26 protein-coding genes are annotated in these 24,382 nt (G+C 41.3%); 16 read left to right on the forward strand and 10 right to left on the reverse strand.

Annotated elements, in window-relative coordinates; all coding sequences use genetic code 11:
- The 4 genes from CYK18_RS01030 to pyrE all read left to right on the forward strand — a co-directional run bounded on the left by CYK18_RS01030 (window position 1) and on the right by pyrE (window position 3,904).
- Complete coding sequence (locus tag CYK18_RS01030) at window positions 1–1,059, forward strand: UDP-N-acetylglucosamine--N-acetylmuramyl-(pentapeptide) pyrophosphoryl-undecaprenol N-acetylglucosamine transferase (RefSeq protein WP_101784594.1); 1,059 nt, start codon at window positions 1–3, stop codon at window positions 1,057–1,059.
- Between the two features lie 9 nt (window positions 1,060–1,068).
- Entirely contained in the window at window positions 1,069–2,304 is a 1,236-nt protein-coding gene (locus tag CYK18_RS01035) for a cell division protein FtsQ/DivIB (protein WP_101784596.1), read from the forward strand.
- Between the two features lie 232 nt (window positions 2,305–2,536).
- Window positions 2,537–3,238, forward strand: a complete 702-nt coding sequence (gene pyrF, locus CYK18_RS01040; protein ID WP_101784598.1) for an orotidine-5'-phosphate decarboxylase — start codon at window positions 2,537–2,539, stop codon at window positions 3,236–3,238.
- Between the two features lie 33 nt (window positions 3,239–3,271).
- Window positions 3,272–3,904 (forward strand): orotate phosphoribosyltransferase, encoded by a 633-nt coding sequence (pyrE, locus tag CYK18_RS01045; RefSeq protein ID WP_101784600.1) that lies wholly within the window; start codon window positions 3,272–3,274, stop codon window positions 3,902–3,904.
- Between the two features lie 61 nt (window positions 3,905–3,965).
- Here pyrE and CYK18_RS01050 read toward each other — a convergent pair whose 3' ends face one another.
- Genes CYK18_RS01050 through CYK18_RS01065 form a run of 4 tightly spaced genes read right to left on the reverse strand, consistent with a single transcriptional unit; the run spans window position 3,966 to window position 6,920 of the window.
- Entirely contained in the window at window positions 3,966–4,832 is an 867-nt protein-coding gene (locus CYK18_RS01050) for a cysteine ABC transporter substrate-binding protein (RefSeq protein ID WP_101784602.1), read from the reverse strand.
- Between the two features lie 11 nt (window positions 4,833–4,843).
- Window positions 4,844–5,602, reverse strand: a complete 759-nt coding sequence (locus CYK18_RS01055) for an amino acid ABC transporter ATP-binding protein (RefSeq protein ID WP_060627880.1) — start codon at window positions 5,600–5,602, stop codon at window positions 4,844–4,846.
- Window positions 5,603–6,280, reverse strand: coding sequence for an amino acid ABC transporter permease (locus tag CYK18_RS01060; RefSeq protein ID WP_001154146.1), 678 nt, complete (start codon window positions 6,278–6,280; stop codon window positions 5,603–5,605).
- Complete coding sequence (locus CYK18_RS01065; RefSeq protein WP_101785291.1) at window positions 6,240–6,920, reverse strand: amino acid ABC transporter permease; 681 nt, start codon at window positions 6,918–6,920, stop codon at window positions 6,240–6,242. Before CYK18_RS01065 ends, CYK18_RS01060 begins: the two co-directional genes overlap by 41 nt.
- 215 nt (window positions 6,921–7,135) lie before the next feature.
- On the opposite strand from CYK18_RS01065, the gene lctO reads away from it, so the two are divergent.
- Entirely contained in the window at window positions 7,136–8,272 is a 1,137-nt protein-coding gene (lctO, locus tag CYK18_RS01070) for an L-lactate oxidase (protein ID WP_000120723.1), read from the forward strand.
- Window positions 8,273–8,339: 67 nt separating this feature from the next.
- On the opposite strand, the gene CYK18_RS10980 is transcribed toward lctO, so the two are convergent.
- A complete protein-coding gene (locus CYK18_RS10980) occupies window positions 8,340–8,471 on the reverse strand; it encodes a hypothetical protein (RefSeq protein WP_257958610.1) in 132 nt (43 codons plus the stop codon).
- Window positions 8,472–8,601: 130 nt separating this feature from the next.
- On the opposite strand from CYK18_RS10980, the gene CYK18_RS01080 reads away from it, so the two are divergent.
- From CYK18_RS01080 to CYK18_RS01100, 5 genes are all read left to right on the forward strand, one after another.
- A complete protein-coding gene (locus tag CYK18_RS01080) occupies window positions 8,602–8,997 on the forward strand; it encodes a CopY/TcrY family copper transport repressor (RefSeq protein ID WP_101781311.1) in 396 nt (131 codons plus the stop codon).
- Between the two features lie 10 nt (window positions 8,998–9,007).
- Window positions 9,008–9,379: a cupredoxin domain-containing protein gene (locus CYK18_RS01085; RefSeq protein ID WP_101784604.1), complete on the forward strand. Its 372-nt coding sequence runs from the start codon at window positions 9,008–9,010 to the stop codon at window positions 9,377–9,379.
- A 9-nt stretch (window positions 9,380–9,388) separates the two neighbouring features.
- On the forward strand, window positions 9,389–11,632 hold the full coding sequence (locus CYK18_RS01090; RefSeq protein ID WP_000136345.1) for a heavy metal translocating P-type ATPase: 2,244 nt from the start codon (window positions 9,389–9,391) through the stop codon (window positions 11,630–11,632).
- 322 nt (window positions 11,633–11,954) lie between these two features.
- Window positions 11,955–13,730 carry a pyruvate oxidase gene (spxB, locus tag CYK18_RS01095; RefSeq protein ID WP_049544395.1) on the forward strand — a complete coding sequence of 592 codons (1,776 nt, stop codon included), beginning with the start codon at window positions 11,955–11,957 and terminating at the stop codon, window positions 13,728–13,730.
- A gap of 154 nt (window positions 13,731–13,884) precedes the next feature.
- Entirely contained in the window at window positions 13,885–14,232 is a 348-nt protein-coding gene (locus tag CYK18_RS01100; RefSeq protein WP_001052641.1) for a VOC family protein, read from the forward strand.
- Window positions 14,233–14,397: 165 nt separating this feature from the next.
- On the opposite strand, the gene CYK18_RS01105 is transcribed toward CYK18_RS01100, so the two are convergent.
- Complete coding sequence (locus CYK18_RS01105) at window positions 14,398–14,742, reverse strand: lipopolysaccharide assembly protein LapA domain-containing protein (protein WP_000913393.1); 345 nt, start codon at window positions 14,740–14,742, stop codon at window positions 14,398–14,400.
- A 326-nt stretch (window positions 14,743–15,068) separates the two neighbouring features.
- Between CYK18_RS01105 and CYK18_RS01110 the strand changes: the two genes are divergently transcribed.
- The 3 genes from CYK18_RS01110 (at window position 15,069) to manA (ending at window position 18,042) form a co-directional block, all read left to right on the forward strand.
- Window positions 15,069–15,329: a SemiSWEET family transporter gene (locus CYK18_RS01110; protein WP_001291472.1), complete on the forward strand. Its 261-nt coding sequence runs from the start codon at window positions 15,069–15,071 to the stop codon at window positions 15,327–15,329.
- Window positions 15,330–15,537: 208 nt separating this feature from the next.
- Window positions 15,538–16,977 carry a 6-phospho-beta-glucosidase gene (locus tag CYK18_RS01115; protein WP_049487062.1) on the forward strand — a complete coding sequence of 480 codons (1,440 nt, stop codon included), beginning with the start codon at window positions 15,538–15,540 and terminating at the stop codon, window positions 16,975–16,977.
- A gap of 120 nt (window positions 16,978–17,097) precedes the next feature.
- Window positions 17,098–18,042, forward strand: a complete 945-nt coding sequence (manA, locus tag CYK18_RS01120) for a mannose-6-phosphate isomerase, class I (protein WP_101784606.1) — start codon at window positions 17,098–17,100, stop codon at window positions 18,040–18,042.
- A 39-nt stretch (window positions 18,043–18,081) separates the two neighbouring features.
- On the opposite strand, the gene CYK18_RS01125 is transcribed toward manA, so the two are convergent.
- Window positions 18,082–19,422, reverse strand: a complete 1,341-nt coding sequence (locus tag CYK18_RS01125; RefSeq protein ID WP_101784608.1) for a sodium-dependent transporter — start codon at window positions 19,420–19,422, stop codon at window positions 18,082–18,084.
- A gap of 341 nt (window positions 19,423–19,763) precedes the next feature.
- On the opposite strand from CYK18_RS01125, the gene CYK18_RS01135 reads away from it, so the two are divergent.
- Window positions 19,764–20,504, forward strand: a complete 741-nt coding sequence (locus CYK18_RS01135) for a MerR family transcriptional regulator (protein WP_000274780.1) — start codon at window positions 19,764–19,766, stop codon at window positions 20,502–20,504.
- Window positions 20,505–20,545: 41 nt separating this feature from the next.
- Here CYK18_RS01135 and CYK18_RS01140 read toward each other — a convergent pair whose 3' ends face one another.
- The 3 genes from CYK18_RS01140 to CYK18_RS01150 are packed head-to-tail and all read right to left on the reverse strand — an operon-like array spanning window position 20,546 to window position 23,186.
- The gene (locus tag CYK18_RS01140; RefSeq protein WP_000400044.1) at window positions 20,546–21,067 is read right to left on the reverse strand and encodes a DUF1697 domain-containing protein; all 522 of its coding nucleotides are present in this window, start codon (window positions 21,065–21,067) and stop codon (window positions 20,546–20,548) included.
- A 37-nt stretch (window positions 21,068–21,104) separates the two neighbouring features.
- On the reverse strand, window positions 21,105–22,283 hold the full coding sequence (gene aao, locus CYK18_RS01145) for an aminoacetone oxidase (RefSeq protein ID WP_064276978.1): 1,179 nt from the start codon (window positions 22,281–22,283) through the stop codon (window positions 21,105–21,107).
- 57 nt (window positions 22,284–22,340) lie between these two features.
- Entirely contained in the window at window positions 22,341–23,186 is an 846-nt protein-coding gene (locus CYK18_RS01150; RefSeq protein WP_024057020.1) for a DegV family protein, read from the reverse strand.
- Window positions 23,187–23,310: 124 nt separating this feature from the next.
- On the opposite strand from CYK18_RS01150, the gene CYK18_RS01155 reads away from it, so the two are divergent.
- Both CYK18_RS01155 and CYK18_RS01160 read left to right on the forward strand, forming a co-directional pair.
- Window positions 23,311–23,868 (forward strand): TetR/AcrR family transcriptional regulator, encoded by a 558-nt coding sequence (locus CYK18_RS01155; RefSeq protein WP_101784610.1) that lies wholly within the window; start codon window positions 23,311–23,313, stop codon window positions 23,866–23,868.
- Between the two features lie 18 nt (window positions 23,869–23,886).
- Window positions 23,887–24,354: a deoxycytidylate deaminase gene (locus tag CYK18_RS01160; RefSeq protein WP_000136973.1), complete on the forward strand. Its 468-nt coding sequence runs from the start codon at window positions 23,887–23,889 to the stop codon at window positions 24,352–24,354.
- Window positions 24,355–24,382: the final 28 nt, after the last annotated feature.

Below are 24,382 nucleotides of genomic sequence, written 5' to 3' on the forward strand. Positions count from 1 at the left end.
ATGAAAAAAATTGTCTTTACAGGTGGGGGGACGGTTGGACACGTGACCCTTAATCTTTTGTTAATACCCAAGTTCATCGAAGATGGATGGGAAGTCCACTATATCGGTGACAAGCATGGGATCGAACACCAAGAAATCCTCAAGTCAGGTTTGGATGTTACTTTCCATTCTATTGCGACTGGGAAGTTGCGTCGTTATTTTTCTTGGCAAAATATGCTGGACGTCTTCAAAGTTGGCTGGGGAATTGTCCAATCGCTATTTATCATGTTGCGACTTCGTCCACAGGCCCTTTTTTCAAAGGGAGGCTTTGTCTCAGTACCGCCTGTTATCGCTGCGCGTGTGTCAGGAGTGCCTGTCTTTATTCACGAATCTGACCTATCTATGGGCTTGGCAAATAAAATCGCCTATAAATTTGCGACTAAGATGTATTCAACCTTTGAACAAGCTTCAAGTTTGTCTAAGGTTGAGCATGTGGGAGCAGTGACCAAGGTTTCAGATCAAAAAAATCCAGAACCCGATGAATTGGTGGATATTCAAACCCACTTTAATCTAAAATTGCCAACTGTATTGTTTGTTGGCGGTTCTGCGGGCGCTCGTGTCTTTAACCAATTGGTGACAGACCATAAGAAAGAACTGACAGAACGCTACAATATTATCAATCTAACTGGAGATTCTAGCCTGAATGAGTTGAGCCAAAATCTTTTTCGTGTTGACTATGTGACCAATCTCTATCAACCCTTGATGGAATTGGCTGACATTGTTGTGACACGAGGTGGTGCCAATACGATTTTTGAGCTCTTGGCCATGGCAAAATTGCATGTTATTGTGCCGCTTGGTCGTGAAGCTAGTCGTGGTGACCAGATTGAAAATGCAGCTTACTTTGTAAAAAAAGGCTATGCAGAAGAGCTTCAAGAAAGCGATTTGACCTTGGATAGTTTGGAAGAGAAGCTTTCTCACTTACTAAGTCACAAGGAAGACTATCAAGCCAAGATGAAGGCTTCAAAGGAATTGAAATCTCTAGCAGATTTTTATCAATTGTTGAAAAAAGATTTATCATAAGGAAAGTAAATGTCAAAAGATAAGAAAAAAGAGGGCAAAGAAATCCTCGAAGAATTTAAAGAGTTATCAGAATGGCAGAAACGAAATCAGGAATATCTAAAAAAGAAGGCTGAGGAAGAGGCGGCCCTAGCTGAGGAGAAGGAAAAGGAAAGACAAGCTCGAATGGGAGAAGAATCTGAGAAATCAGAGGACCAGGAGAGTGAAATAGACCAGGAAGATGAAGAATCAGCTAAGGAAGAGTCTGAGGAAAAAGTAGCATCCTCAGAGGGTGACAAAGAGGAAGAAGGGAAAGAAGAATCAACGTCTAAAGAGGACGAGGAACAGGATAAAAAAAGAGAGAAAAAGCCTGTAAAGAAGAAATCGGCTAAACCGAAAATTCCTGCCATCCATATCTTGCGATCTCTAACGATTTTATTTCCAAGTCTGCTTTTATTGATTGTCTCTGCCTACTTACTCAGTCCTTATGCGACCATGAAGGATATTCGTGTTGAGGGAACGGTGCAAACTACAGCTGATGATATCCGACAGGCTTCAGGCATTCAGGATTCGGATTATACGATTAACCTTCTGCTAGACAAGGCAAAATATGAAGAGCAAATCAAGTCCAATTATTGGGTTGAATCAGCTCAGCTTGTCTATCAATTTCCAACTAAGTTTACTATCAAAGTCAAGGAATATGATATTGTAGCCTACTATATTTCTGGTGAAAATCATTATCCTATTCTTTCCAGTGGTCAGCTTGAGACCAGTGCGGTGAGTTTGGTTAGTTTGCCAGAAACTTATTTATCTGTTTTCTTTAATGATAGTGAACAAATCCAGGCTTTTGTCTCAGAACTTTCTCAAATTAGCCCAGAACTCAAGGCTGCTATCCAAAAGGTGGAATTAGCTCCAAGCAAGGTGACTTCCGATTTAATTCGATTGACCATGTATGATACAGACGAAGTCTTGGTTCCCCTTTCTGAAATGAGTAAGAAACTGCCTTACTACAGTAAGATTAAGCCACAATTGTCAGAACCAAGTGTGATTGACATGGAAGCTGGAATTTACAGTTACACTGTGGCGGATAAATTAATCATGGAAGCAGAAGAAAAAGCCAAAAAAGAGGCCGAAGAAGCTGAGAAGAAACAGAAAGAGGAAGAGAAGAAAAGACTGGAAGAACAGCAGAATCAATTGGAAGAAGAGAAGAAAAAACTGGAGGAAGAGAGTAATCGAAACCAAACAAGTCAGCGTTCACCGCGTCGCTAGGTTTACCTTTTCTCCTATAGCTCTTTAGTTGCCATGTTTTTACTTGACAAGTGCTAGTAGAAATAATAGAATAGTAAAAAACCTTTAAAGCAGTCCAGAGAGGCAGCTAAGGTTAGACGGTGAAAGGGTGGAGACTACCCATTTTTCGTGGAACCTTGCTGTTGGCAGGTTCCTTTTTTCGTGACTTCTTGTGGCCAGACTCTCTCACTAGCAAAGGTAAAAGGAGAAACCTATGCGAGAACATCGTCCAGTCATTGCTCTTGATTTTCCTAGTTTTGAGGCGGTCAAGGAATTTTTAGCTCATTTTCCAGAGGAAGAAAGCCTTTATCTAAAGGTAGGGATGGAGCTTTATTACGCAACGGGGCCTGAGATTGTGTCTTACTTGAAAGACCTGGGTCACAGTGTCTTTTTGGATCTCAAGCTTCATGACATTCCCAATACAGTCAAATCTGCTATGAAGGTCTTATCTCAGCTTGGTGTGGATATGACCAATGTTCATGCTGCTGGCGGTGTAGAGATGATGAAGGCTGCGCGTGAAGGTCTTGGAAGTCAAGCCAAATTGATCGCTGTTACTCAGCTCACATCAACATCAGAAGCCCAGATGCAGGAGTTTCAAAATATCCAAACCAGCCTGCAAGAGTCTGTGATTCATTATGCTAAGAAGACAGCTGAAGCTGGCTTGGATGGTGTCGTTTGCTCGGCTCAGGAAGTGGAACTCATCAAGCAGGCCACCAATCCAGATTTTATCTGTCTGACACCGGGTATTCGTCCGGCAGGTGCTGCAGTTGGAGATCAAAAACGTGTGATGACACCTGCTGATGCCTATCAAATCGGTAGTGACTATATCGTAGTGGGACGTCCCATTACCCAAGCTGAAGATCCTGTTGCAGCTTATCATGACATAAAGGATGAATGGACACAGGACTGGAATTAAAGAACTAGATTAGAAAAATAAAAGGAGAATACCATGACACTTGCTAAAGATATCGCTAGCCACCTCTTGAAAATTCAAGCAGTTTACCTCAAACCAGAGGAGCCTTTCACTTGGGCATCTGGTATCAAGTCGCCGATTTACACAGATAACCGTGTAACTCTTGCCTATCCAGAAACTCGTACTCTCATTGAAAATGGTTTTGTGGAAGCTATTAAAGAAGCCTTTCCAGAGGTTGAAGTAATTGCAGGAACTGCAACAGCAGGGATTCCACACGGAGCTATTATTGCTGATAAGATGAATCTACCTTTTGCTTATATCCGTAGCAAACCAAAAGACCACGGAGCAGGTAATCAAATCGAAGGCCGTGTAGCTCAAGGTCAAAAAATGGTAGTGGTTGAAGACCTCATTTCAACAGGTGGTTCTGTTCTCGAGGCCGTGGCAGCAGCCAAGCGAGAAGGAGCAGATGTTCTTGGAGTTGTAGCGATTTTCAGCTACCAATTGCCAAAAGCAGATAAGAACTTCTCAGATGCAGGTGTCAAACTTGTTACACTTTCTAACTACAGTGAACTCATCCATCTAGCCCAAGAAGAAGGCTATATCACCCCAGAAGGCTTGGGTCTTCTAAAACGATTTAAAGAAGACCAAGAAAATTGGCAAAATGCCTAAAATATAGAAAATCAGGTAGTCACTAGGATTACCTGATTTCTTTTTGTGATTTCATTGAGTATTAGTCAACTTTTCCGCCCTCAACAACAAGGTCATCTGCTTTAGCAGCATCACCGTAGGTTGGGTGAAGTGTTTTTTCATAGGCCTTGTGGAAGAAGTTTTCCTTACCTAATTTTTCAATATCTTTATTGATGAAGTCTAGCAATTCTTGGTTACCTTTTTGTACTGCTGCCGCAATGGTATCTGGATTACCGAGGGAAGTAATTCCTACTTCAAATCCTTTGTTTTCAAGCGCCCAAGCTAGGACTTCAGTATTGTCAGTAGAGAAGGCATCTCCACGTCCGTCAAGAAGGGCTTGGTAAGAGTCACTGTATTGGTCGTATTTTTGAAGTTTTACTTCTGGGTGATTTTTCTCAAAATAAGTTTCAGCGGTCGTTCCTTTTGTAACAATTAAGGTTTTACCTTCCAATTGTTTGACATCTGTAATAAGACCGGTCTTAGGCGATACGACTCCAAGAGAAACTTTCATGTATGGAAGGGCAAAATCAACTTGTTTCTTGCGTTCGTCAGTTACTGTAAAGTTGGCAAGTGTGATATCAACCTTGTTTGAAATCAAGTATTCCGCACGGTTGGCAGCATCGACTGAAACGTATTTGACCTTGACACCAAGGTCTTGGGCCAGTTGGTTCCCAAGTTCGATATCGTAACCTTGGTAGGAACCGTCATTGTCAACGTAACCAAACGGTTTCTTGTCCCCGAATACGGCGATTCGCAGTTCACCGCTTTTTTTGATTTCATCGATTGTGCGAGCCTTGGCAGTGGTTTTACCAGACGATGAACCAGCGTTTCCACCTGAGCTACAAGCTGTGATAAAGATAAGAGCAAAGGCAAGTGCTAAAACAGTTAAAAGTGGTTTGAGTAGTTTCATAAAAATCTCCTTTATAGATATGAGCCAAATTGGCTAAAGTCAAAGACGTTTAAAAATTCCTGAGCTCGTTTGGTTTGCGGATTGGTAAAGAAGGCTTGAGCTGTTCCTTCTTCAGCAATTTTCCCTTGGTCGAGGAAGATAATCCGATCGGCAATAGCTTGAGCAAACTGCATTTCATGGGTTACTAAAATCATGGTGCGACCTTCTTGAGCTAAATCATTGATAAGTTCTAGAACCTCACGCACCATTTCTGGATCCAGCGAAGCAGTCACTTCGTCAAAAAGGATGATTTCTGGATGCATGAGGAGGGCACGGACAATTGCAACCCGTTGTTTCTGTCCACCAGATAATTGACGGGCAAAGCTATGTTGTTTGTCTAGCAAACCGACACGTTCCAGTAGTTGCAGAGCTTCTTCCGTTACTTCCTTCTTGTCCCTTCCTTGAGCCTTGATAGGACCTAGGATGAGGTTTTGTAGGACATCCAGATGGGGAAAGAGTTCATAACTTTGAAAGACCATGCCAATCTTTTGGCGAACTAGGTGAAAGTCTTTTTTATTTTCAACGATAGACTGACCATCCAGAAGAATATCTCCACCTTGAATACTTTCTAAGCCATTGAGGCAACGAAGGAGGGTACTTTTCCCACAACCAGATGGCCCTAGGATAACCACAACTTCTCCTTTATTGATTTGTAGGGATAGACCTTGGAGGATAGGATTGTCTCCGAAGGATTTTTTTAGTTCCTTGATTTCTAAGATAGTTTCAGACATTTAGTTCCTCCAATGTTTTTCTAAGTGAGTGGATAGTTTGGAAATAGGAAAGCAGACTGCGAAATACAAGACAAGAATGGTTCCATAAATCCAAAAGGAAGCGGTTGGGATAGTCAAGCGATTGCTATCAATGATTTGTTGTCCAACCTTGGTTACTTCAACAACCCCAATCAAGACAACCAAGGAAGTGGTTTTAATCATCCGAGTGACAAGATTGATAGCCTGCGGTAGCAGTCTTCTCAAAACCTGTGGTATGATGATGTGGTAGTAAAGTTGAACATTGGTTAAGCCTAGTGCCTGTCCACTTTCAAATTGATGCTTAGGAAGGGAAGTGATAGCTCCACGGACCAAGTCTCCCATTTCAGCTGTTCCCCAGAGGGTAAAAACGATAATAGCTGAAGTCTCACCTGAGATATTGATATTAAAGTTTCGAGCCAAGCCAAAGTAAACGATGAAGAGTAGCACCAACTGGGGCATGATACGGATAAATTCCAGATACAATCGTGTTAAAAATCGTATGATTCTAGAATGGGAGGTCATGATGATTCCCATGACTGTTCCGAACATCATGGATAAGAGGACAGAAAGGATGGATATCCCAATCGTGACGCCCAATCCCTGTAAGATTCTCAAGAGATTATTTCCCTGAAAGAGTACTTGGATTCCCGAATCCTGCATGGCGGAGCCTCCTTTCTATCCAGCTAAAGACCAGTGAGATGGGTAGAAGCATCATCAGATAAGCAACTACCAACATAGCAAGCGCAATGTCTGTTTCATAGTAGAGCCCAATCAAGTCTTTGGCGACGTACATGAGGTCGGCCAAAGCTACTGCTGAGAAAACAGAGGTTTCCTTGATCAGGAAAATGACATTGGCACTAAAAGACGGTAGGGCCACCGCTGTTGCTTGCGGAAGAACCACATAGCGAAAGACCTGTACAGGTGTCAGACCGATAGCTAATCCAATCTCCTGCTGGGTTTGACAGACAGCTTCCAGCCCACTTCGGAAAGATTCTGCCATATAGGATCCTCCTAAAAAGACCAGTCCTAAAGAGGCACAGACTTCTGAAGATAGGACAATCCCTACTCTAGGAAGACCGAAGTAGAGAAAGAAGAGTTGAATCAAAAGGGGCGTATTACGTGACAATTCAATGTAGGCTGTCGCTATTTGCGCTAAAACAGGGATGCGGTAATGCCGGATGATACTAACGATTAAACCGAGCAGAAAAGATCCCAAAATTCCCCAAACTGCAATATGCAAGGTTAGGAAAAAAGCCTTTTGATATAGTGGTAGATATTGTTCAACAATGGACCAATCCAAAAATAGAACCTCCCATCTAGAAATAATACAGTTATTGTAGCACTTAAAATCTCCTTTGGATAATATGTATTTTTTATTGCCGTTATAAGGATTTTTTATCATAGATAGAATCTTTCTGAAATTTCCAAACAAAATATTTGAAAAGTTTTGAAAAAAGAGTTAAGATATTTTTGTAATACACAAAGAAAACGCTTACTTATTAAGGAGGGCATTTTATGTCATATAAAACAAGCAATGCAGAAGGTCATGTAGATTTCATCAATACCTATGATTTGGAGCCAATGGCGCAACAAGTTATCCCTAAAGCAGCATTTGGCTATATCGCTAGCGGGGCAGAAGATACTTTCACTTTACGTGAGAATATCCGTGCCTTTAACCACAAGCTCATTGTTCCGCATACACTTTGCAATGTAGAAAATCCAAGTACAGAGATTGAATTTGCAGGTGAAAAATTGTCTTCACCAATCATTATGGCACCTGTTGCGGCTCATAAATTGGCAAATGAACAAGGTGAAGTGGCTACTGCGCGTGGTGTGCATGAGTTTGGTTCTCTTTATACAACCAGCTCTTACTCTACTGTCGATCTTCCAGAAATTACAGAAGCCCTTCAAGGGACACCTCACTGGTTCCAATTTTACTTTAGTAAAGATGACGGGATTAACCGTCACATCATGGATCGTGTAAAGGCTGAAGGCTACAAAGCGATTGTCTTGACAGCAGATGCAACTGTAGGGGGCAATCGTGAAGTGGATAAGCGTAATGGTTTTGTCTTCCCAGTTGGCATGCCGATTGTTGAAGAATACCTGCCAGAAGGTGCTGGTAAATCAATGGACTTTGTTTACAAATCAGCTAAACAACGCTTGTCTCCACGTGATGTAGAATTTATCGCTGAATATTCTGGTCTTCCTGTGTATGTTAAGGGACCACAATGCCGTGAAGATGTTGAACGTTCGCTTGCTGCAGGAGCTTCTGGTATCTGGGTAACCAACCACGGTGGCCGTCAAATCGACGGTGGACCAGCTGCCTTTGACTCACTTCAAGAAGTAGCAGAAGCAGTTGATAAACGTGTGCCAATTGTCTTTGACTCAGGTATTCGTCGTGGTCAACACGTCTTTAAAGCCTTGGCTTCAGGAGCAGACTTGGTAGCTATTGGTCGCCCTGTTATCTATGGCTTGGCCCTTGGTGGTAGTGTCGGTGTACGCCAAGTATTTGAACACTTGAATGCAGAATTGAAGACAGTTATGCAGTTGTCTGGAACTCAGACTATTGAAGATGTCAAACACTTCAAGCTTCGTCACAATCCATACAACCCAACCTTCCCAGTTGACCCACGTGACTTAAAATTGTATTGATAAAACAGCTTGCCTCCACTCGATGTGGAGGTTTTTCCTTGTGTTTTAATACTCTTCGAAAATCTCTTCAAAGCACGTCAGCTTTATCTGCAACCTCAAAACAGTGTTTTGAGCTGACTTCGTCAGTTCTATCTACAACCTCAAAGCAGTGCTTTGAGCAACCTGCGGTTAGCTTCCTAGTTAGCTTTTTGATTTTCATTGAGTATAAACACTTTTGAAATAAAGATTTTAAAAAAAGAGAAAGATTTGAATTCCATAGTTGACAAATGTAGATTTTTGAAGTATACTAATAACTGTAATCGACAAATGTAGATTTAGGAGGTGTGATTATGCAGATTTCAGATGCAGAATGGCAGGTCATGAAGATTATTTGGATGCAAGGAGAGCAGACTAGTACGGATTTGATTAGGGTTCTGGCGGAGCGGTTCGACTGGTCCAAGTCGACCATTCAAACTCTTTTGGCTCGTTTGGTTGAAAAAGAGTGTCTGACAAGAAAAAAAGAAGGTAAGTCCTTTGTTTATTCAGCTCTTTTAACTTTGGACCAAAGTCGGGATTTACTTGTCCAAGATATCAAGGACAAGGTTTGTTCTCGTAGAATTAAGAACTTGCTGGCTGGTTTGATTACTGAATGTGATTTTACTAAGGCTGACTTGGAAGACTTAGAAGCTGTGATTTCTAAGAAGAAATCAAGCGCTGTAACAGAAGTAAAATGTAATTGTATGTAAAGGAGACGTCATGTTGAATATTATTGTAACCATTATTTGTATTGCCCTTATCGCGTTTATCTTGTTTTGGTTTTTCAAAAAGCCTGAAAAGTCTGGACAAAAGGCCCAGCAAAAAAAGGGCTACCAAGAGATCCGAGTGGAAGTCATGGGAGGCTATACGCCTGAGTTGATTATTCTTAAAAAATCAGTGCCAGCCCGTATTATCTTTGACCGCAAGGACCCGTCACCCTGTCTGGATCAGATCGTATTTCCAGACTTTGGTGTACATGCGGATCTGCCAATGGGGGAAGAGTATGTAGTGGAAATCACGCCTGAGCAGGCTGGAGAGTATGGTTTCTCTTGTGGCATGAATATGATGCACGGTAAGATGATTGTAGAATAGGAGAATGATATGACTGAAATTGTAAAAGCAAGTCTTGAAAATGGTGTTCAAAAAATCCGTATCACGGCAGACAAAGGCTACCATCCAGCCCACATTCAACTGCAAAAAGGAGTTCCTGCTGAGATCACCTTTCACCGTTTGACACCTTCAAACTGTTATAAGGAAATTCTGTTTGAAGAAGAAGGCCTCTTGGAACCAATCGGCGTGGATGAAGAGAAGACAATTCGTTTTACCCCTCAAGAATTAGGTCAACATGAATTTTCTTGTGGTATGAAGATGCAAAAGGGAAGTTATACAGTTGTTGAGAAGACTCGAAAATCTCTATCACTTTTACAGCGTTTTTGGATTACTAGTATCTTTACTGTGCCTCTTGTAATCCTCATGATTGGGATGTCGACAGGAGGAATTAGTCACCAAGTCATGCGTTGGGGCACCTTTTTAGCCACAACACCGATTATGCTAGTAGCAGGTGGTCCTTATATCCAAAGTGCTTGGGCTAGTTTTAAAAAGCACAATGCCAACATGGATACCTTGGTTGCTCTGGGAACCCTAGTGGCCTATTTCTATAGCTTAGTTGCCCTCTTCGCTGGCCTCCCCGTTTACTTTGAAAGTGCTGCCTTTATCTTCTTCTTCGTTCTTATGGGAGCCGTTTTTGAGGAGAAAATGCGGAAAAATACTTCCCAAGCTGTGGAGAAATTACTTGACTTGCAGGCTAAAACAGCAGAAGTATTGCGTGAGGATAACTATGTTCAAGTCCCTTTGGAGCAAGTCAAGGTAGGTGACCTGATTCGAGTGCGTCCCGGTGAAAAGATTGCGGTTGATGGTGTCGTAGTAGAAGGTATCTCTAGTATTGATGAGTCTATGGTGACAGGTGAGAGTCTGCCTGTGGACAAGACAGTTGGAGATACCGTCATTGGTTCAACCATCAATAATAGTGGAACACTTGTTTTTAGAGCAGAAAAAGTTGGTTCAGAGACTGTTTTGGCTCAGATTGTGGATTTTGTGAAGAAAGCTCAGACAAGTCGTGCGCCGATTCAGGACTTGACGGATAAAATTTCAGGGATTTTTGTTCCAGCAGTTGTCATTTTAGGGATTGTGACCTTTTGGGTTTGGTTCGTCTTGCTCAGGGATAGTGTAGTTGTGCTTGGAGCGAGCTTTGTGTCTTCGCTTCTCTATGGAGTAGCAGTTCTGATTATTGCCTGCCCTTGTGCATTGGGACTTGCAACACCGACAGCCCTTATGGTGGGGACAGGTCGCAGTGCCAAGATGGGAGTTCTCCTCAAAAATGGAACGGTTCTACAGGAAATCCAGAAAGTCCAAACTATTGTTTTTGATAAGACAGGAACTTTGACGGAAGGGAAACCTGTGGTCACAGATATCATCGGCGACGAAGTAGAAGTGCTTGGATTGGCAGCTTCCTTGGAAGAAGCTTCTCAACACCCATTGGCTGAGGCTATTGTTAAGCGAGCGACTGAAACTGGACTTGAGCTTCACACTGTGGAAAATTTCCAAGCCTTGCACGGAAAAGGTGTTTCAGGGCAAATCAATGGAAAACAAGTTTTGCTTGGAAATGCTAAAATGCTGGATGGCATGGATATTTCTAGCACTTATCAGGAAAAACTAGAACAACTGGAAAAAGAAGCTAAGACAGTTGTGTTCTTGGCTGTTGAGAATGAAATCAAAGGCTTGCTTGCTCTGCAAGATATTCCTAAGGAAAATGCTAAGCTTGCCATCAGTCAGTTGAAAAAACGAGGTCTTAAAACAGTCATGCTGACAGGAGACAATGCTGGTGTGGCGCGTGCCATTGCCGATCAGATCGGAATCGAAGAGGTCATTGCAGGTGTCTTGCCAGAGGAAAAAGCTCATGAAATCCATAAACTACAAGCGTCTGGCAAAGTAGCCTTTGTTGGGGATGGTATCAATGACGCTCCTGCCCTTAGTGTAGCAGATGTGGGGATTGCTATGGGAGCTGGAACAGATATTGCCATCGAGTCAGCAGATTTGGTGTTGACAACTAATAACCTCCTAGGAGTGGTTCGTGCTTTTGACATGAGTAAGAAAACCTTTAATCGAATTCTGCTCAATCTTTTCTGGGCCTTTATCTACAATGTCGCCGGAATTCCGATTGCAGCAGGAGTCTTTTCAGGTGTTGGACTGGCTCTCAACCCAGAACTGGCAGGTCTAGCCATGGCCTTTAGTTCTGTATCCGTTCTGACCAGTTCACTCTTACTAAACTTTAGTAAAATAGACTAAAAGCGGGCTTGCTCGCTTTTTATACTCTTCAAAAATCTCTTCCAACCACGTCAGCTTTGTCTGCAACCTCAAAGCTGTGCTTTGAGCAACCTGTGGCGAGCTTCCTAGTTTGCTCTGTGATTTTCATTGAGTATTATAAAACAGAAGCTAAAAACGTTTTCAAACTGTACTGTAATAGAGAATAAAAACTTCTGAGCAGATTCTTAGTAAAGTCAAAATAAATGTGATAAATTAGTATTGTAAAAATTTACTGAAACGTTTTCAAAAACTATATGAAACCTTTTTTAGTAGATTTAAAAATATTTGAAGGAGAGTTATCATTATGACTCAAGGGAAAATTACTGCATCTGCAGCAATGCTTAATGTATTGAAAACATGGGGCGTAGACACAATCTACGGTATCCCATCAGGAACACTCAGCTCATTGATGGATGCTTTGGCTGAAGACAAAGATATCCGCTTCTTGCAAGTTCGTCACGAAGAAACAGGTGCTCTTGCAGCGGTTATGCAAGCTAAATTCGGCGGCTCAATCGGGGTTGCAGTTGGTTCAGGTGGTCCAGGTGCGACTCACTTGATTAACGGTGTTTACGATGCAGCTATGGATAACACTCCATTCCTAGCAATCCTTGGATCACGTCCAGTTAACGAACTCAACATGGATGCTTTCCAAGAATTGAACCAAAACCCAATGTACAACGGTATCGCTGTATACAACAAACGTGTAGCTTACGCTGAGCAATTGCCAAAAGTAATCGACGAAGCTTGCCGTGCTGCAGTTTCTAAAAAAGGTCCAGCTGTTGTTGAAATCCCAGTAAACTTCGGTTTCCAAGAAATCGACGAAAATTCATACTACGGTTCAGGTTCATACGAACGTTCATTCATCGCTCCTGCTTTGAACGAAGTTGAAATCGACAAAGCTGTTGAAATCTTGAACAATGCTGAACGTCCAGTTATCTATGCTGGTTACGGTGGTGTTAAAGCTGGTGAAGTGATTACTGAATTGTCACGTAAAATCAAAGCACCAATCATCACAACTGGTAAAAACTTTGAAGCCTTTGAATGGAACTATGAAGGTTTGACAGGTTCTGCTTACCGTGTTGGTTGGAAGCCAGCCAACGAAGTGGTCTTTGAAGCAGACACAGTTCTTTTCCTTGGTTCAAACTTCCCATTTGCTGAAGTTTACCAAGCATTCAAGAATACTGAAAAATTCATCCAAGTGGATATCGACCCTTACAAACTTGGTAAACGTCATGCCCTAGACGCTTCAATCCTTGGTGATGCAGGTCAAGCAGCTAAAGCTATCCTTGACAAAGTGAACCCAGTTGAATCTACTCCATGGTGGCGTGCAAACGTTAAGAACAACCAAAACTGGCGTGATTACATGAACAAAATCGAAGGTAAAACTGAGGGTGAATTGCAATTGTATCAAGTTTACAATGCAATCAACAAACATGCTGATCAAGACGCTATCTACTCAATCGACGTAGGTGACACTACTCAAACATCTACTCGTCACCTTCACATGACACCTAAGAACATGTGGCGTACATCTCCACTCTTTGCGACAATGGGTATTGCCCTTCCTGGTGGTATCGCTGCTAAGAAAGACAATCCAGATCGCCAAGTATGGAACATCATGGGTGACGGTGCATTCAACATGTGCTACCCAGACGTTATCACAAACGTTCAATACGACCTTCCAGTTATCAACGTTGTCTTCTCAAATGGTAAATATGCCTTCATCAAGGACAAATACGAAGACACAAACAAACACTTGTTTGGTTGTGACTTCCCTAATGCTGACTATGCGAAAATCGCTGAAGCTCAAGGAGCTGTTGGATTTACAGTTGACCGTATCGAAGACATCGATGCAGTTGTTGCAGAAGCTGTTAAATTGAGCAAAGAAGGTAAAACTGTTGTTATCGATGCTCGCATCACTGAACACCGTCCACTTCCAGTAGAAGTACTTGAATTGGATCCAAAACTTCACTCAGAAGAAGCAATCAAAGCCTTCAAGGAAAAATACGAAGCAGAAGAACTCGTACCATTCCGTCTCTTCTTGGAAGAAGAAGGTTTGCAATCACGCGCAATTAAATAATTCCTCTCGTCGAAAATCAAATGTAAACTGTGTTATCTTCACCTTGCCGTACTTCAGTACTGCCTGCGGTTCGATGCCTTGTTTATTCTTTGATTTTCTTAGAGCGAAACTTAAAAAGATCGGAGCAATCCGGTCTTTTTATGGAGGATAGTAAATGAATTTAAATCAATTAGATATTATCGTTTCCGATGTTCCACAAGTCTGTGCTGACTTGGAGCGTATTTTGGATAAAAAGTCCGATTATGTTGATGACAGTTTTGCTCAGTTTACGATTGGCAGTCACTGTCTGATGTTGTCCCAAAATCATTTGATTCCTTTGGAAGATTTTCAGTCAGGAATCATTCTTCATATTGAGATTGAGGATCTAAATCAGAATTACCAACGTTTAAAAGAGATCGGTGTCGAGATTTTACACGGTCTTTGTGAAACGGATTGGGGAACAGAGTCCTTATTAGTTAAAGGGCCTGCTGGTCTAGTGATTGATTTTTATCGTATGAAGTAGGTAATTCTATTATCAAATTTTTTATCTAAACATTCTTGGAGTGAAACTTAAAAAGATCGGAGCAATTCGATCTTTTTTGTATTTATGCGACTTTCAGTCCGTCTCGCTCCGTTAGGTGCGAGACAAAAAACCACCCGTTTTCACGGGTGGTTATGATTTCTACACTTATTGTTTGGCTTCCTGTTTTAATTGTTGCACCTGTTCCTCGTACTGGACAAGCTCCCTGTCTTTTATATTGATAGTCGCTTCTGCTTCAGCAATGCGGCTTCTCAGATCTTGAGTCTTGTTATGGTGATAGCTAATACCAATAGCACTACCAGCAATGATCCCGATTACTAGACAAGTAAAAATCACCAAAATCAAGGGAGCAGATAGTTGTGTAAAGACAAGACTGACAGTTACTGTTTGACGATTGAGTAGACCAAATGAGATCACAATGACTAATAAGCTCAAACCGCCAATTAGATAAGCCTTATCTTTCAGTGACAATTCATTAAATTTTTTTAGCATAAGTTCCTTTTCTCCTGACTATGTTGATAGAAAACTACACACCATTTAGGTATTAACAAAATTCATTTTACTAGAAAATTTCGATACTGTCAATAATTTCTAACGGCTTATTTACCATCAATCAATCGATTCATTGAAAAGGAGTATTCATTTTCTAATATTTGATTGAGTAAACAGAACGGAGCAATTCGGTCTTTTTTCTGTTCCCTCTTTCTTATAACAAGATTGTGATAGTTTATATCTTTATAACAAAAGTTTTAAAGACTTGATTGTTTTGAAAGAATATTTTAAAATAAGATTCAGTAAAAATGAAAGAGGTTTTGAAAATGTCTGAAAAACAAATGAAAATTTTAGGTTGGGTAGCGACCTTTATGTCTGTTATGATGTATGTGTCTTACTTCCCACAAATCATGAACAATCTGGCTGGTCAAAAAGGAAATTTCATCCAGCCCTTGGTTGCTGCCATCAACTGTAGTCTCTGGGTTTACTACGGTCTTTTCAAAAAAGAAAGAGATATCCCCCTTGCAGCAGCTAATGCACCAGGTATTATTTTTGGCCTAGTGACGGTTATTACAGCTTTGATTTAAAAGGAACAGAGGAGACTAGTTTTCAGTCTTCTTTTTTGTTTCAGGGGAGGCTATTTACTTTTTCTAGAGGATAATTTTTTAAAAAACAATCTGATAAACTTAAATAGTAGAATAGTATCAGTATGTCACAGTATTTTATAAGAAAAGGTTTACAGAATAAGTTATAATATAAGTAAATGAACAAGCAAATAAGAAAGTGAGTAGAGTTATGACCGAAAAACTGACTTTTCCGGATGGTTTCTTGTGGGGCGGAGCGACAGCTGCCAACCAGTGTGAGGGTGCTTATAATTTAGAAGGTCGTGGATTGGCGAATGTGGATGTCGTCCCCATCGGTCCAGATCGTGAAGCCATTATCACAGGTCAGAAAAAGATGTTTTCGTTTGAGGAGGGCTATTTTTACCCAGCCAAGCAAGCTATTGATATGTACCATCATTACAAGGAAGATATTGCCCTTTTTGCGGAAATGGGCTTTAAGACTTATCGTCTATCCATTGCTTGGACTCGGATTTTTCCTAAGGGCGACGAAACAGTGCCAAATGAAGCTGGTCTAGCCTTTTATGAGGATTTATTTAAGGAGTGCCACAAGTATGGTATCCAACCTCTGGTGACTATCACTCATTTCGACTGTCCTATGCACTTGATTACAGAGTACGGTGGTTGGCGCAATCGTCGGATGTTAGACTTCTATGAAAAACTTTGTCGCACACTCTTTACCCGCTATAAGGGTTTGGTCAAATATTGGCTTACCTTCAACGAAATCAACATGATTCTCCATGCCCCCTTTATGGGAGCTGGGCTCTGTTTTGAAGAAGGAGAAAATCAAGAACTGGTTAAATATCAGGCTGCACACTATGAGTTGGTAGCTTCAGCTCTTGCGACAAAGATTGCCCACGAAATTGACCCAGAAAATAAGGTGGGATGTATGTTGGCTGCAGGGCAATACTATCCTAACACAGCCCATCCAAGAGACTACTGGGCAGCCATGGAGGAAGACCGCAAGAGTTACTTCTTCATTGATGTTCAAGCGCGTGGGGAATACCCAAATTACGCAAAGAAGCAGTGGGAGCGTGAGGGAATTAAGATTCAAATGACGTTAGAGGATTTGGACTTGTTGAAGAATCATACTGTTGACTTTGTTTCCTTCTCTTACTATGCGAGCCGAGTGGCCTCAGGGGATCCAGAAGTGAGGAATATGACCGCTGGAAATGTCTTTGCCTCTATCAAAAATCCTTATCTGGAATCCTCTGAATGGGGTTGGCAGATTGACCCATTGGGACTTCGTATCACCCTCAATGCCATCTGGGATCGTTACCAAAAACCTATGTTCATCGTAGAAAATGGACTCGGTGTTATAGACACGCCAGATGAAAATGGCTATGTAGCGGATGACTATCGAATTGCTTATTTAGAGGCCCACATCAAGGCTATGCGAGATGCCATTTACCAAGATGGGGTTGACTTGCTCGGTTATACGACTTGGGGATGTATCGATTTGGTTTCAGCTGGAACGGGCGAAATGAACAAGCGCTATGGCTTTATCTATGTGGATCGAGATAATGCGAGTCAAGGAAGTCTCAAACGGAGCAAGAAGAAATCCTTCTACTGGTACAAGGATGTCATTGCCAGCAATGGTGCAAGTATTGAGTAGAGCACATTTGTTCACTATTTTTATAAAATCTTCTCTCTACTTTATATAATAGGAAAAAGAGTTCAATTAGACCTGGCTTTTTGCTATAATGAGGGGAGAAAAATCAGACAGGAGAATAAGATGTCAGAACCATTATTTTTACAATCAGTTATGCAAGAAAAAATCTGGGGTGGAACCAAGCTACGTGATGAGTTTGGCTACGACATCCCAAGTGAAAAAATCGGAGAATACTGGGCCATCTCAGCTCATCCAAATGGAGTCTCTAAAGTTTCCAATGGTCGTTACGAGGGAACAGACCTAGCTACTTTGTATGCAGAACACCGTGAATTGTTTGGCAATCGTCCAGAACCTGTATTTCCGCTTTTGACTAAGATTCTGGATGCCAACGACTGGCTCAGCGTCCAAGTTCACCCAGATGATGCTTATGGACTGGAGCATGAAGGCGAACTTGGAAAAACAGAATGCTGGTACATTATCGCAGCGGATGAAGGTTCAGAGATTATCTACGGTCACAATGCTAAGTCAAAAGAAGAACTCCGCCAGCAAATCGAGGATAAAAACTGGGAGGACTTGCTGACAAAAGTTCCTGTTAAGGCTGGAGATTTCTTCTATGTGCCAAGTGGCACCATGCATGCTATCGGGGCAGGCATCTTGATTCTTGAAACCCAACAGTCTAGTGATACAACTTACCGCGTCTATGACTTTGACCGTAAGGATGATAATGGCAACTTGCGTGAACTTCACCTTGAAAAATCTATCGATGTTTTGAACATTGGAGAGCCTGCCAATAGCCGTCCTGTAACTGTTAAAGCAGATGATTTGAGTTCCACTCTCCTTGTATCCAATGATTTCTTTGCAGTTTACAAGTGGGAAATTACTGGAAAAGTTGACTTCGAAAAGACAGCTGACTACAGCTTGTTTAGTGTCTTAGCTGGTCAAGGTCAACTGACTGTTGACGGAAAAAACTATCCAATCCAAAAAGGTAGCCACTTTATCCTACCAAGTGATGTTGAAGCTTGGACCTTGGAAGGACAAGATTTGGAATTGATTGTTAGCCATCCATAAAAAAGAAAGGGCCTGAGTTCATTACTCAAGTCCTTTTGATTACATAAATTGGGCGATAAAGACCACGATGATGATGATTGGAATGATGAAACGAAGAAGGAATAGCCAGACTTGGAACAGTCCCTGTTTCCATGCTATTTCATCGAGATGGAGTTCCTCCATTGCAAGAACCTTTTTAAAGATATAGCCTGTAAAAAGTGAAAGGCAGAGAGCTCCAAATGGCATAAGGAGATTGGAAACCAAGAAGTCCATAGCATCAAAGAAGGTCTTCCCAAAAATATGAACATCTGCCATAATACTGTAAGATAGGGCTGAAGGGATTCCAAAGACAAAGGTCAAAATTCCTAAAATAACACTCCATTTGGCACGCTTGCTGTTGTCCTGATTGGTGATATTGCCTACATTGATTTCCAACATAACGACAGAAGAAGTGACCGTCGCAAAGAGGAAGAGCATGAGGAAGAGGATGTAGAAAATGGTTCCAAAAGGCATCTTGTCAAAGAGCTGAGGCAAGACGATAAAGAGCAGGCTCGGTCCCCCTTCAGATTGGATATTGAAGGCTGACATGGCTGGGAAAATGGCTAGACCCGCCATGATAGATACTGAAATATTCATGACTACGATGGAAATCCCTGACTGGACTAGATTGGTTTTTTTGTCCAAATAAGAAGCATAGGTCAGCATGGCTGTAACCCCTAGTGAGAGGGCAAAGAAAGATTGTCCCAGAGCATAGAGGAGACCAGCACTTGTCAGCTTAGAGAAGTCTGGTTTTAGGAAGTAAAGAACCCCTTCCATGGCATTTGGCAAACTGAGAGAGCGCCCAATGATGACAACAAAGATGATAAAGAGCAGGGGCATCATGACTTTCGAAGCTCTTTCAATCCCTTTTTGAACCCCACGTGATACAATGAAGATATTCAATAGGATAAAGGCTGCTTGAGCTCCTAGGGCAATGGCTGGATTTGAAATGATTGAAGTAAATAACTGAGCATAATCACCCGTTCCACCAAGTTGGAACAATTTTCCAAACTCAATGCCTAGATAGACTAAAATCCAGCCACCAATAACACTGTAAAACGATAAAAGGATAAAAAGGGCAAAGGCACCAATCCAACCGATAAAGTTGTACTTGCTATTCTTTCCTAGTTTTCCAAAGGTTTTGATAGCTGAGACACCAGCACTTCGGCCGAGGGCAAACTCAGCTAGCAAAAGGGGAAAACCGATTAGAATAGTGGAGATGAGAAAGACTAGTAAAAAGCCTCCTCCACCGTTAGCAGCAGTCATATAAGGAAATTTCCAAACGGCTCCAAGTCCGATGGCTGAACCAGCAGATGCTAGGATAAAGCCCAGTTTAGAACCCCATTGCGATTTTTCAGACATAGTTAAACTCCTAAAATTAGTATTACAAAAGAAAAAGCTACTGCCCTTGGCAAATAGCCTCATAAGTACTCAAAATGAGCCTTTCTTTTGATTGATAGACTTGACTATCCTATCATGTTTTCTAAGGTCTGTCAAGAAAACCATTTTCATGTTATGATAAAGTAAAAAAATTTCGCAAAAACGCTTGACTCTGACCTAGGGGGAGGGGTTATACTATCAATGTAATACTCTTCGAAAATCAAATTCAAACCACGTCAGCGTCGCCTTACCGTACTCAAGTACAGCCTGCGGCTAGCTTCCTAGTTTGCTCTTTGATTTTCATTGAGTATAAGGAGGAAATCATGTACCATATAAAAGAAGCTGCCCAGCTTTCGGGTGTCTCTGTCAAGACCCTGCATCACTACGACAAGATAGGGCTCTTGGTTCCTTTAAAGTCGGAAAACGGCTATCGAACCTACAGTCAGGAGGATTTGGAACGCCTTCAGGTTATTCTTTATTACAAATACCTAGGTTTTTCTTTGGAAAAAATAGCAGAGCTATTAAAGGAAGAAAGGACAGATTTATTGCCCCATCTGACCAGACAGTTGGACTATTTGACTCGAGAAAGGGAACATCTGGATACCTTGATTTCAACCTTGCAAAAAACCATTAAAGAACAAAAAGGAGAAAGAGAAATGAGCATTCAAGAGAAATTTGCTGGATTTAACTACCAAGACCATCAAAAATACCACCAAGAGGCGGTAGAGAAATATGGACAAGAAGTCATGGACCAAGCGCTGGAGCGCCAAAAAGGTCACGAAGACGAGGCTACAGCTGCCTTCAACCAAGTTTTTCAAGCTTTGGCACAAAATCTTCAAGCTGGTCTACCTGTAACAGCAACCGAAAATCAAGAAGAAGCCACTAAACTCTTGCAAGCCATCCGTACTTATGGATTTGACTGCTCTATTGAGGTATTTGGTTATATCGGTAAAGGCTACGTCTACAACCCAGAATTTAAGGAAAACATTGACAAATTTGGACCTGGAACAGCCCAGTACACATCAGATGTCATTGCCTATTATGTCCAAACTCAGACAAAATAAAATCGGAGGAGCATTCTTCCGATTTTTACTAAATTCAAGCACTATTTGCTTAATAATTTTTCTACCACATTTAGTTTTCGCATGGTCAAATCTACATTAAAAAGCTTTTCAAGATAGTTGGTATGGAGTTTCTTTTGTTTAGCAGTTCTAGGGAGATAGAGGTAAAGACAATGGTTACCGATACAAATTTCTTCTTCACCGTAATCAATTTTCAATTTTTCTAAAGGGAGACTTTGAATAGATTCTTGATAAAAAATCACATGTATACGGTCATAAAGATAGTGTTCTCCAAACGGGTTTTCTTGGACAATTTTTTTAAAATCACTTTTGTTCTTGATAACCATTTTTAAGTCGGCCCCAATTTTTTCCTTTATCAGAGTATGAACACATTCTCGTATTTCTTCTAAATCTAAATCACTTTCAAGAATGATATTCCCACTTTGAATATAGGTTCGAACGTGTTGAAAACCAGCTTCTGTTAAAATATCTACCAAATAAGACATTTTCGGGATAGCATTTTTTCCATTAGGAGTAACACCTCTTAGTAAAATAATATGTTCCAAAGGACTTCCTTTCTTATTTTGTATTTTAGTCATTCAATTATTTATATATTTGATTTGAGCCTGCCACCCAACCGGTACAGAGGGCTGAAGTGATATTAAAGCCACCCGTGTGGGCATTGATATCCATGACTTCGCCAGCAAAGTGAAGGCCAGGTACCAGCTTACTTTCAAGGGTTTTAGGGTTGATTTCCTTAAGACTGACACCACCCTTGGTAACAAAGGATTTGGCGAGAGACATTTTACCAGTCACAGGGATTTTGAGGGTCTTAATAGACTGGAGAAGTTGTTCTTGTTCCTTTTCACTCAACTGTTTGACTTTGTCAGGATAGCCTTGCACAAAAAAATCTGCCAAGCGTTCTGGAAGCAAAGTTTTTAAGGCATTTTTCAAGGATTTTTCCCGATTTTCTTCTAGAAATGTAGTCAAGTCATTTTCAGAAAGATGAGGCAAGACATCCAGTGAAAGGATTTCACCACCCTTGACAAAACTAGACATACGTAGGGCAGCAGGGCCAGACAAACCAAAGTGGGTAAAGAGCAAATCGTGAGTGATGACATGCTTACCATAGCTTAGGGTCACATCGTCCAGCGAAATACCCTGCAAGACCTTGTGTGGAAAATCTGTCAACAAAGGACTCTCAGCGGCCTCAAGTTCGGTGATGGTGTGCTTAAAATGACGGGCGATCTCGTGACCAAACCCAGTTGAACCAGTCGAAGGATAGGATTTACCACCTGTTGTGACAATGAGTTTCTCACAAGTGAAGGTTTGGTCTGCGGACTTAAGGACAAACTGGTCGTCTATCTTTTTAACCGAAACAATCTCCGTTTGAGTAGCAACTCGACCACCGAGTTCAGTGATTTTCTTTTCCAAGGCCTCGATAATGGTCCGAGACTTGTCACTAGCAGGAAAGACGCGTCCGTGGTCTTCGACCTTAAGTTTAACACCATTTTCTGTAAAAAAATTAATGATATCATGGTTATCAAATTGGGAGAAGACACTGTAGAGAAAGCGCCCATTTCCAGGGATGCCAGCTAGTAGGTCATCTAGAGTTCCGTTGTTGGTTACATTGCAACGTCCCCCACCAGTACCAGCTAATTTTTTTCCAAGTTTCCGATTTTTTTCGATGAGGAGGGTTTTCTGTCCATAAAAGCTACTGGAAATCGTAGCCATCATACCAGCAGGACCTCCACCAATGACGATAGTATCAAAATGTTTCATAGCTCTATTGTACCACAAAAAAACAAGAGATGAAGTCACCTCTTGTCAAGAATGCAATTAATCAATTTCATACCCCATCAGCAAACCACCATCTTCTGCATAAAAACTGCAGAGACCAGATGTTGGGAGAATTTTAATATCCGCCTGTGGGAAGGTTTCACGTATTCGGTCTGAAAGCTGTTGGCAACATTTCTCGTTATTACGTTGGGCCATGACAATACGGCCACCAGCATATCCAGCTTTAATGATTTCATCATAGGCAGCTTGAACTGATTTCTTTGGTCCTCGTGCTTTTTGTAGCAATTCGAGAGTTCCAGTTTCACTAGCTTCTCCGACCATACGGATATTGAGAAGGCCAACGACCGTACCGATAAGCTTGCTCAAACGGCCGTTCTTCACCAAGTTATCGACTTTAGCTAGGACAAAAAGTAACTTGGTTTTTTCTTGATAGGCGGTGATAGCTTCAACCACTTCTTCAAAAGATAAGCCCTGGTCGATCAAGTCATTCACTTTTTCTACGAGCAAGTCAACTTCCCCACCAGCAGACAAACTATCAATTATATGAATTTTAGTATCAGGATGTTCTTCCAGATAAATATTTTTTGCTAGTTGAGCACTATTGTGGCTTCCAGAAAGAGTACCAGTGATGGTTACTAGGAAAATGTTTTTGGCTCCTTCAAATGCTCGCAAATAATCATCTGGGCTTGGACAAGCTGATTTTGAAGCTTCTGCAGTTGCATACATGGTTTCCATCATTTGGTCAATGTCAAGACTGGCATCATCAACAAAGACCTGATCAGCTACTTGAATGGTTAAGGGCACACTTACAAAGGTCGTGTCAATAGCTGGTCTTGCCAGCTGACGATAATCACAACCAGAGTCAGCAATAATCTTCCAAGTCATAGAAATTCTCCATCTTTGTCAGTTATACATTGACAAAGGTTCTGTCTTTTTTTACAATTATATCATGAAAGCCCTTGAAACAAAAGCCTCATCCGTCTGTTGTGACAAGTAGAAAGAAAATGTTATGTCTGAACGTAGAATCTCTGAAAAGTCTCTTGAAAATCTCAGAAAATCAAACCAAGAATCCAATTTATTAACTAGAGAAGCCATCGAAACAGCCCTCTTGCAGCTCTTGGAAAAAAAGGACCTGACCAAGATTAGTATTTCTGAATTGGTCAAACGTGCAGGCGTTTCTCGTGCAGCCTTTTACCGTAATTATGATTCCAAAGAGGAAATTTTAGAGAGTGTCTTTAAACGGAGTGTCCACAACATCATGGAACAACTGCACCATTATGATTTAAAGACAGATCTTTATCTGGTCTGGGTTCATCTTTTCCGGGAGGCCAGAAAGGAAGCCAGAGTGATTCAATTGGCCTTGGATTACCATCTGGAAAAAATCTTTGTCCAAGCCATGGAGGAATTTTTAGAAAAATACCATGGGAAATCAAAAGGTGTCAGCTCTTATCTTCATTCCTTTTGGAGCTCGGCCATCGTTTCTGTCCTTCTAAAATGGATCAAGGATGGCATGAAGGTACCAGCTGAAAAGATTGCAGATTTAGGTTTACCATTTTTTAAAAAATAGAGAAAAAGGAGAAGAGATATGACTGAAAAAAGACTAGCATGGGATGAGTATTTTGCAGCCCAAGCCTTACTAATTGCCAATCGTTCCACTTGTAAACGTGCCAAAGTGGGCGCAATTTTGGTAAAGGATAATAAAGTTATTTCCACTGGTTATAATGGTTCGGTGTCAGGGACTGAGCATTGTATTGATCACGAATGTCTGGTCATTGAAGGTCACTGTGTTCGCACTCTTCACGCAGAGGTTAATGCCATTCTCCAAGGTGCAGAACGTGGGGTTCCCAAAGGCTTTACAGCCTATGTGACCCACTTTCCATGTCTAAACTGTACAAAACAATTGCTTCAGGTTGGTTGTAAGCGCGTGGTTTATATCAACCAGTACCGAATGGACGACTATGCCCAATACCTTTATCAAGAAAAGGGAACAGAATTAACCCATTTACCACTTGAGACAGTGCAGGCAGCTCTTAAAGAGGCGGATTTAATGTAAAAATTATCAAAAATAAATGGTTTAGAAA

This window comes from Streptococcus mitis, assembly GCF_002860865.1.
Classification (GTDB): Bacteria; Bacillota; Bacilli; order Lactobacillales; family Streptococcaceae; genus Streptococcus; species Streptococcus mitis_AT.

Bases quoted from the DNA above. Each gene is read 5' to 3' on its own strand.
- CYK18_RS01030 (WP_101784594.1), top strand. From the start codon at position 1: ATGAAAAAAATTGTCTTTACAGGTGGGGGGACGGTTGGACACGTGACC.
- CYK18_RS01035 (WP_101784596.1), top strand. From the start codon at position 1,069: ATGTCAAAAGATAAGAAAAAAGAGGGCAAAGAAATCCTCGAAGAATTT.
- pyrF (WP_101784598.1), top strand. From the start codon at position 2,537: ATGCGAGAACATCGTCCAGTCATTGCTCTTGATTTTCCTAGTTTTGAG.
- pyrE (WP_101784600.1), top strand. From the start codon at position 3,272: ATGACACTTGCTAAAGATATCGCTAGCCACCTCTTGAAAATTCAAGCA.
- CYK18_RS01050 (WP_101784602.1), bottom strand. From the start codon at position 4,832: ATGAAACTACTCAAACCACTTTTAACTGTTTTAGCACTTGCCTTTGCT.
- CYK18_RS01055 (WP_060627880.1), bottom strand. From the start codon at position 5,602: ATGTCTGAAACTATCTTAGAAATCAAGGAACTAAAAAAATCCTTCGGA.
- CYK18_RS01060 (WP_001154146.1), bottom strand. From the start codon at position 6,280: ATGCAGGATTCGGGAATCCAAGTACTCTTTCAGGGAAATAATCTCTTG.
- lctO (WP_000120723.1), top strand. From the start codon at position 7,136: ATGTCATATAAAACAAGCAATGCAGAAGGTCATGTAGATTTCATCAAT.
- CYK18_RS10980 (WP_257958610.1), bottom strand. From the start codon at position 8,471: ATGAAAATCAAAAAGCTAACTAGGAAGCTAACCGCAGGTTGCTCAAAG.
- CYK18_RS01080 (WP_101781311.1), top strand. From the start codon at position 8,602: ATGCAGATTTCAGATGCAGAATGGCAGGTCATGAAGATTATTTGGATG.
- CYK18_RS01085 (WP_101784604.1), top strand. From the start codon at position 9,008: ATGTTGAATATTATTGTAACCATTATTTGTATTGCCCTTATCGCGTTT.
- CYK18_RS01090 (WP_000136345.1), top strand. From the start codon at position 9,389: ATGACTGAAATTGTAAAAGCAAGTCTTGAAAATGGTGTTCAAAAAATC.
- spxB (WP_049544395.1), top strand. From the start codon at position 11,955: ATGACTCAAGGGAAAATTACTGCATCTGCAGCAATGCTTAATGTATTG.
- CYK18_RS01100 (WP_001052641.1), top strand. From the start codon at position 13,885: ATGAATTTAAATCAATTAGATATTATCGTTTCCGATGTTCCACAAGTC.
- CYK18_RS01105 (WP_000913393.1), bottom strand. From the start codon at position 14,742: ATGCTAAAAAAATTTAATGAATTGTCACTGAAAGATAAGGCTTATCTA.
- CYK18_RS01110 (WP_001291472.1), top strand. From the start codon at position 15,069: ATGTCTGAAAAACAAATGAAAATTTTAGGTTGGGTAGCGACCTTTATG.
- CYK18_RS01115 (WP_049487062.1), top strand. From the start codon at position 15,538: ATGACCGAAAAACTGACTTTTCCGGATGGTTTCTTGTGGGGCGGAGCG.
- manA (WP_101784606.1), top strand. From the start codon at position 17,098: ATGTCAGAACCATTATTTTTACAATCAGTTATGCAAGAAAAAATCTGG.
- CYK18_RS01125 (WP_101784608.1), bottom strand. From the start codon at position 19,422: ATGTCTGAAAAATCGCAATGGGGTTCTAAACTGGGCTTTATCCTAGCA.
- CYK18_RS01135 (WP_000274780.1), top strand. From the start codon at position 19,764: ATGTACCATATAAAAGAAGCTGCCCAGCTTTCGGGTGTCTCTGTCAAG.
- aao (WP_064276978.1), bottom strand. From the start codon at position 22,283: ATGAAACATTTTGATACTATCGTCATTGGTGGAGGTCCTGCTGGTATG.
- CYK18_RS01150 (WP_024057020.1), bottom strand. From the start codon at position 23,186: ATGACTTGGAAGATTATTGCTGACTCTGGTTGTGATTATCGTCAGCTG.
- CYK18_RS01155 (WP_101784610.1), top strand. From the start codon at position 23,311: ATGTCTGAACGTAGAATCTCTGAAAAGTCTCTTGAAAATCTCAGAAAA.
- CYK18_RS01160 (WP_000136973.1), top strand. From the start codon at position 23,887: ATGACTGAAAAAAGACTAGCATGGGATGAGTATTTTGCAGCCCAAGCC.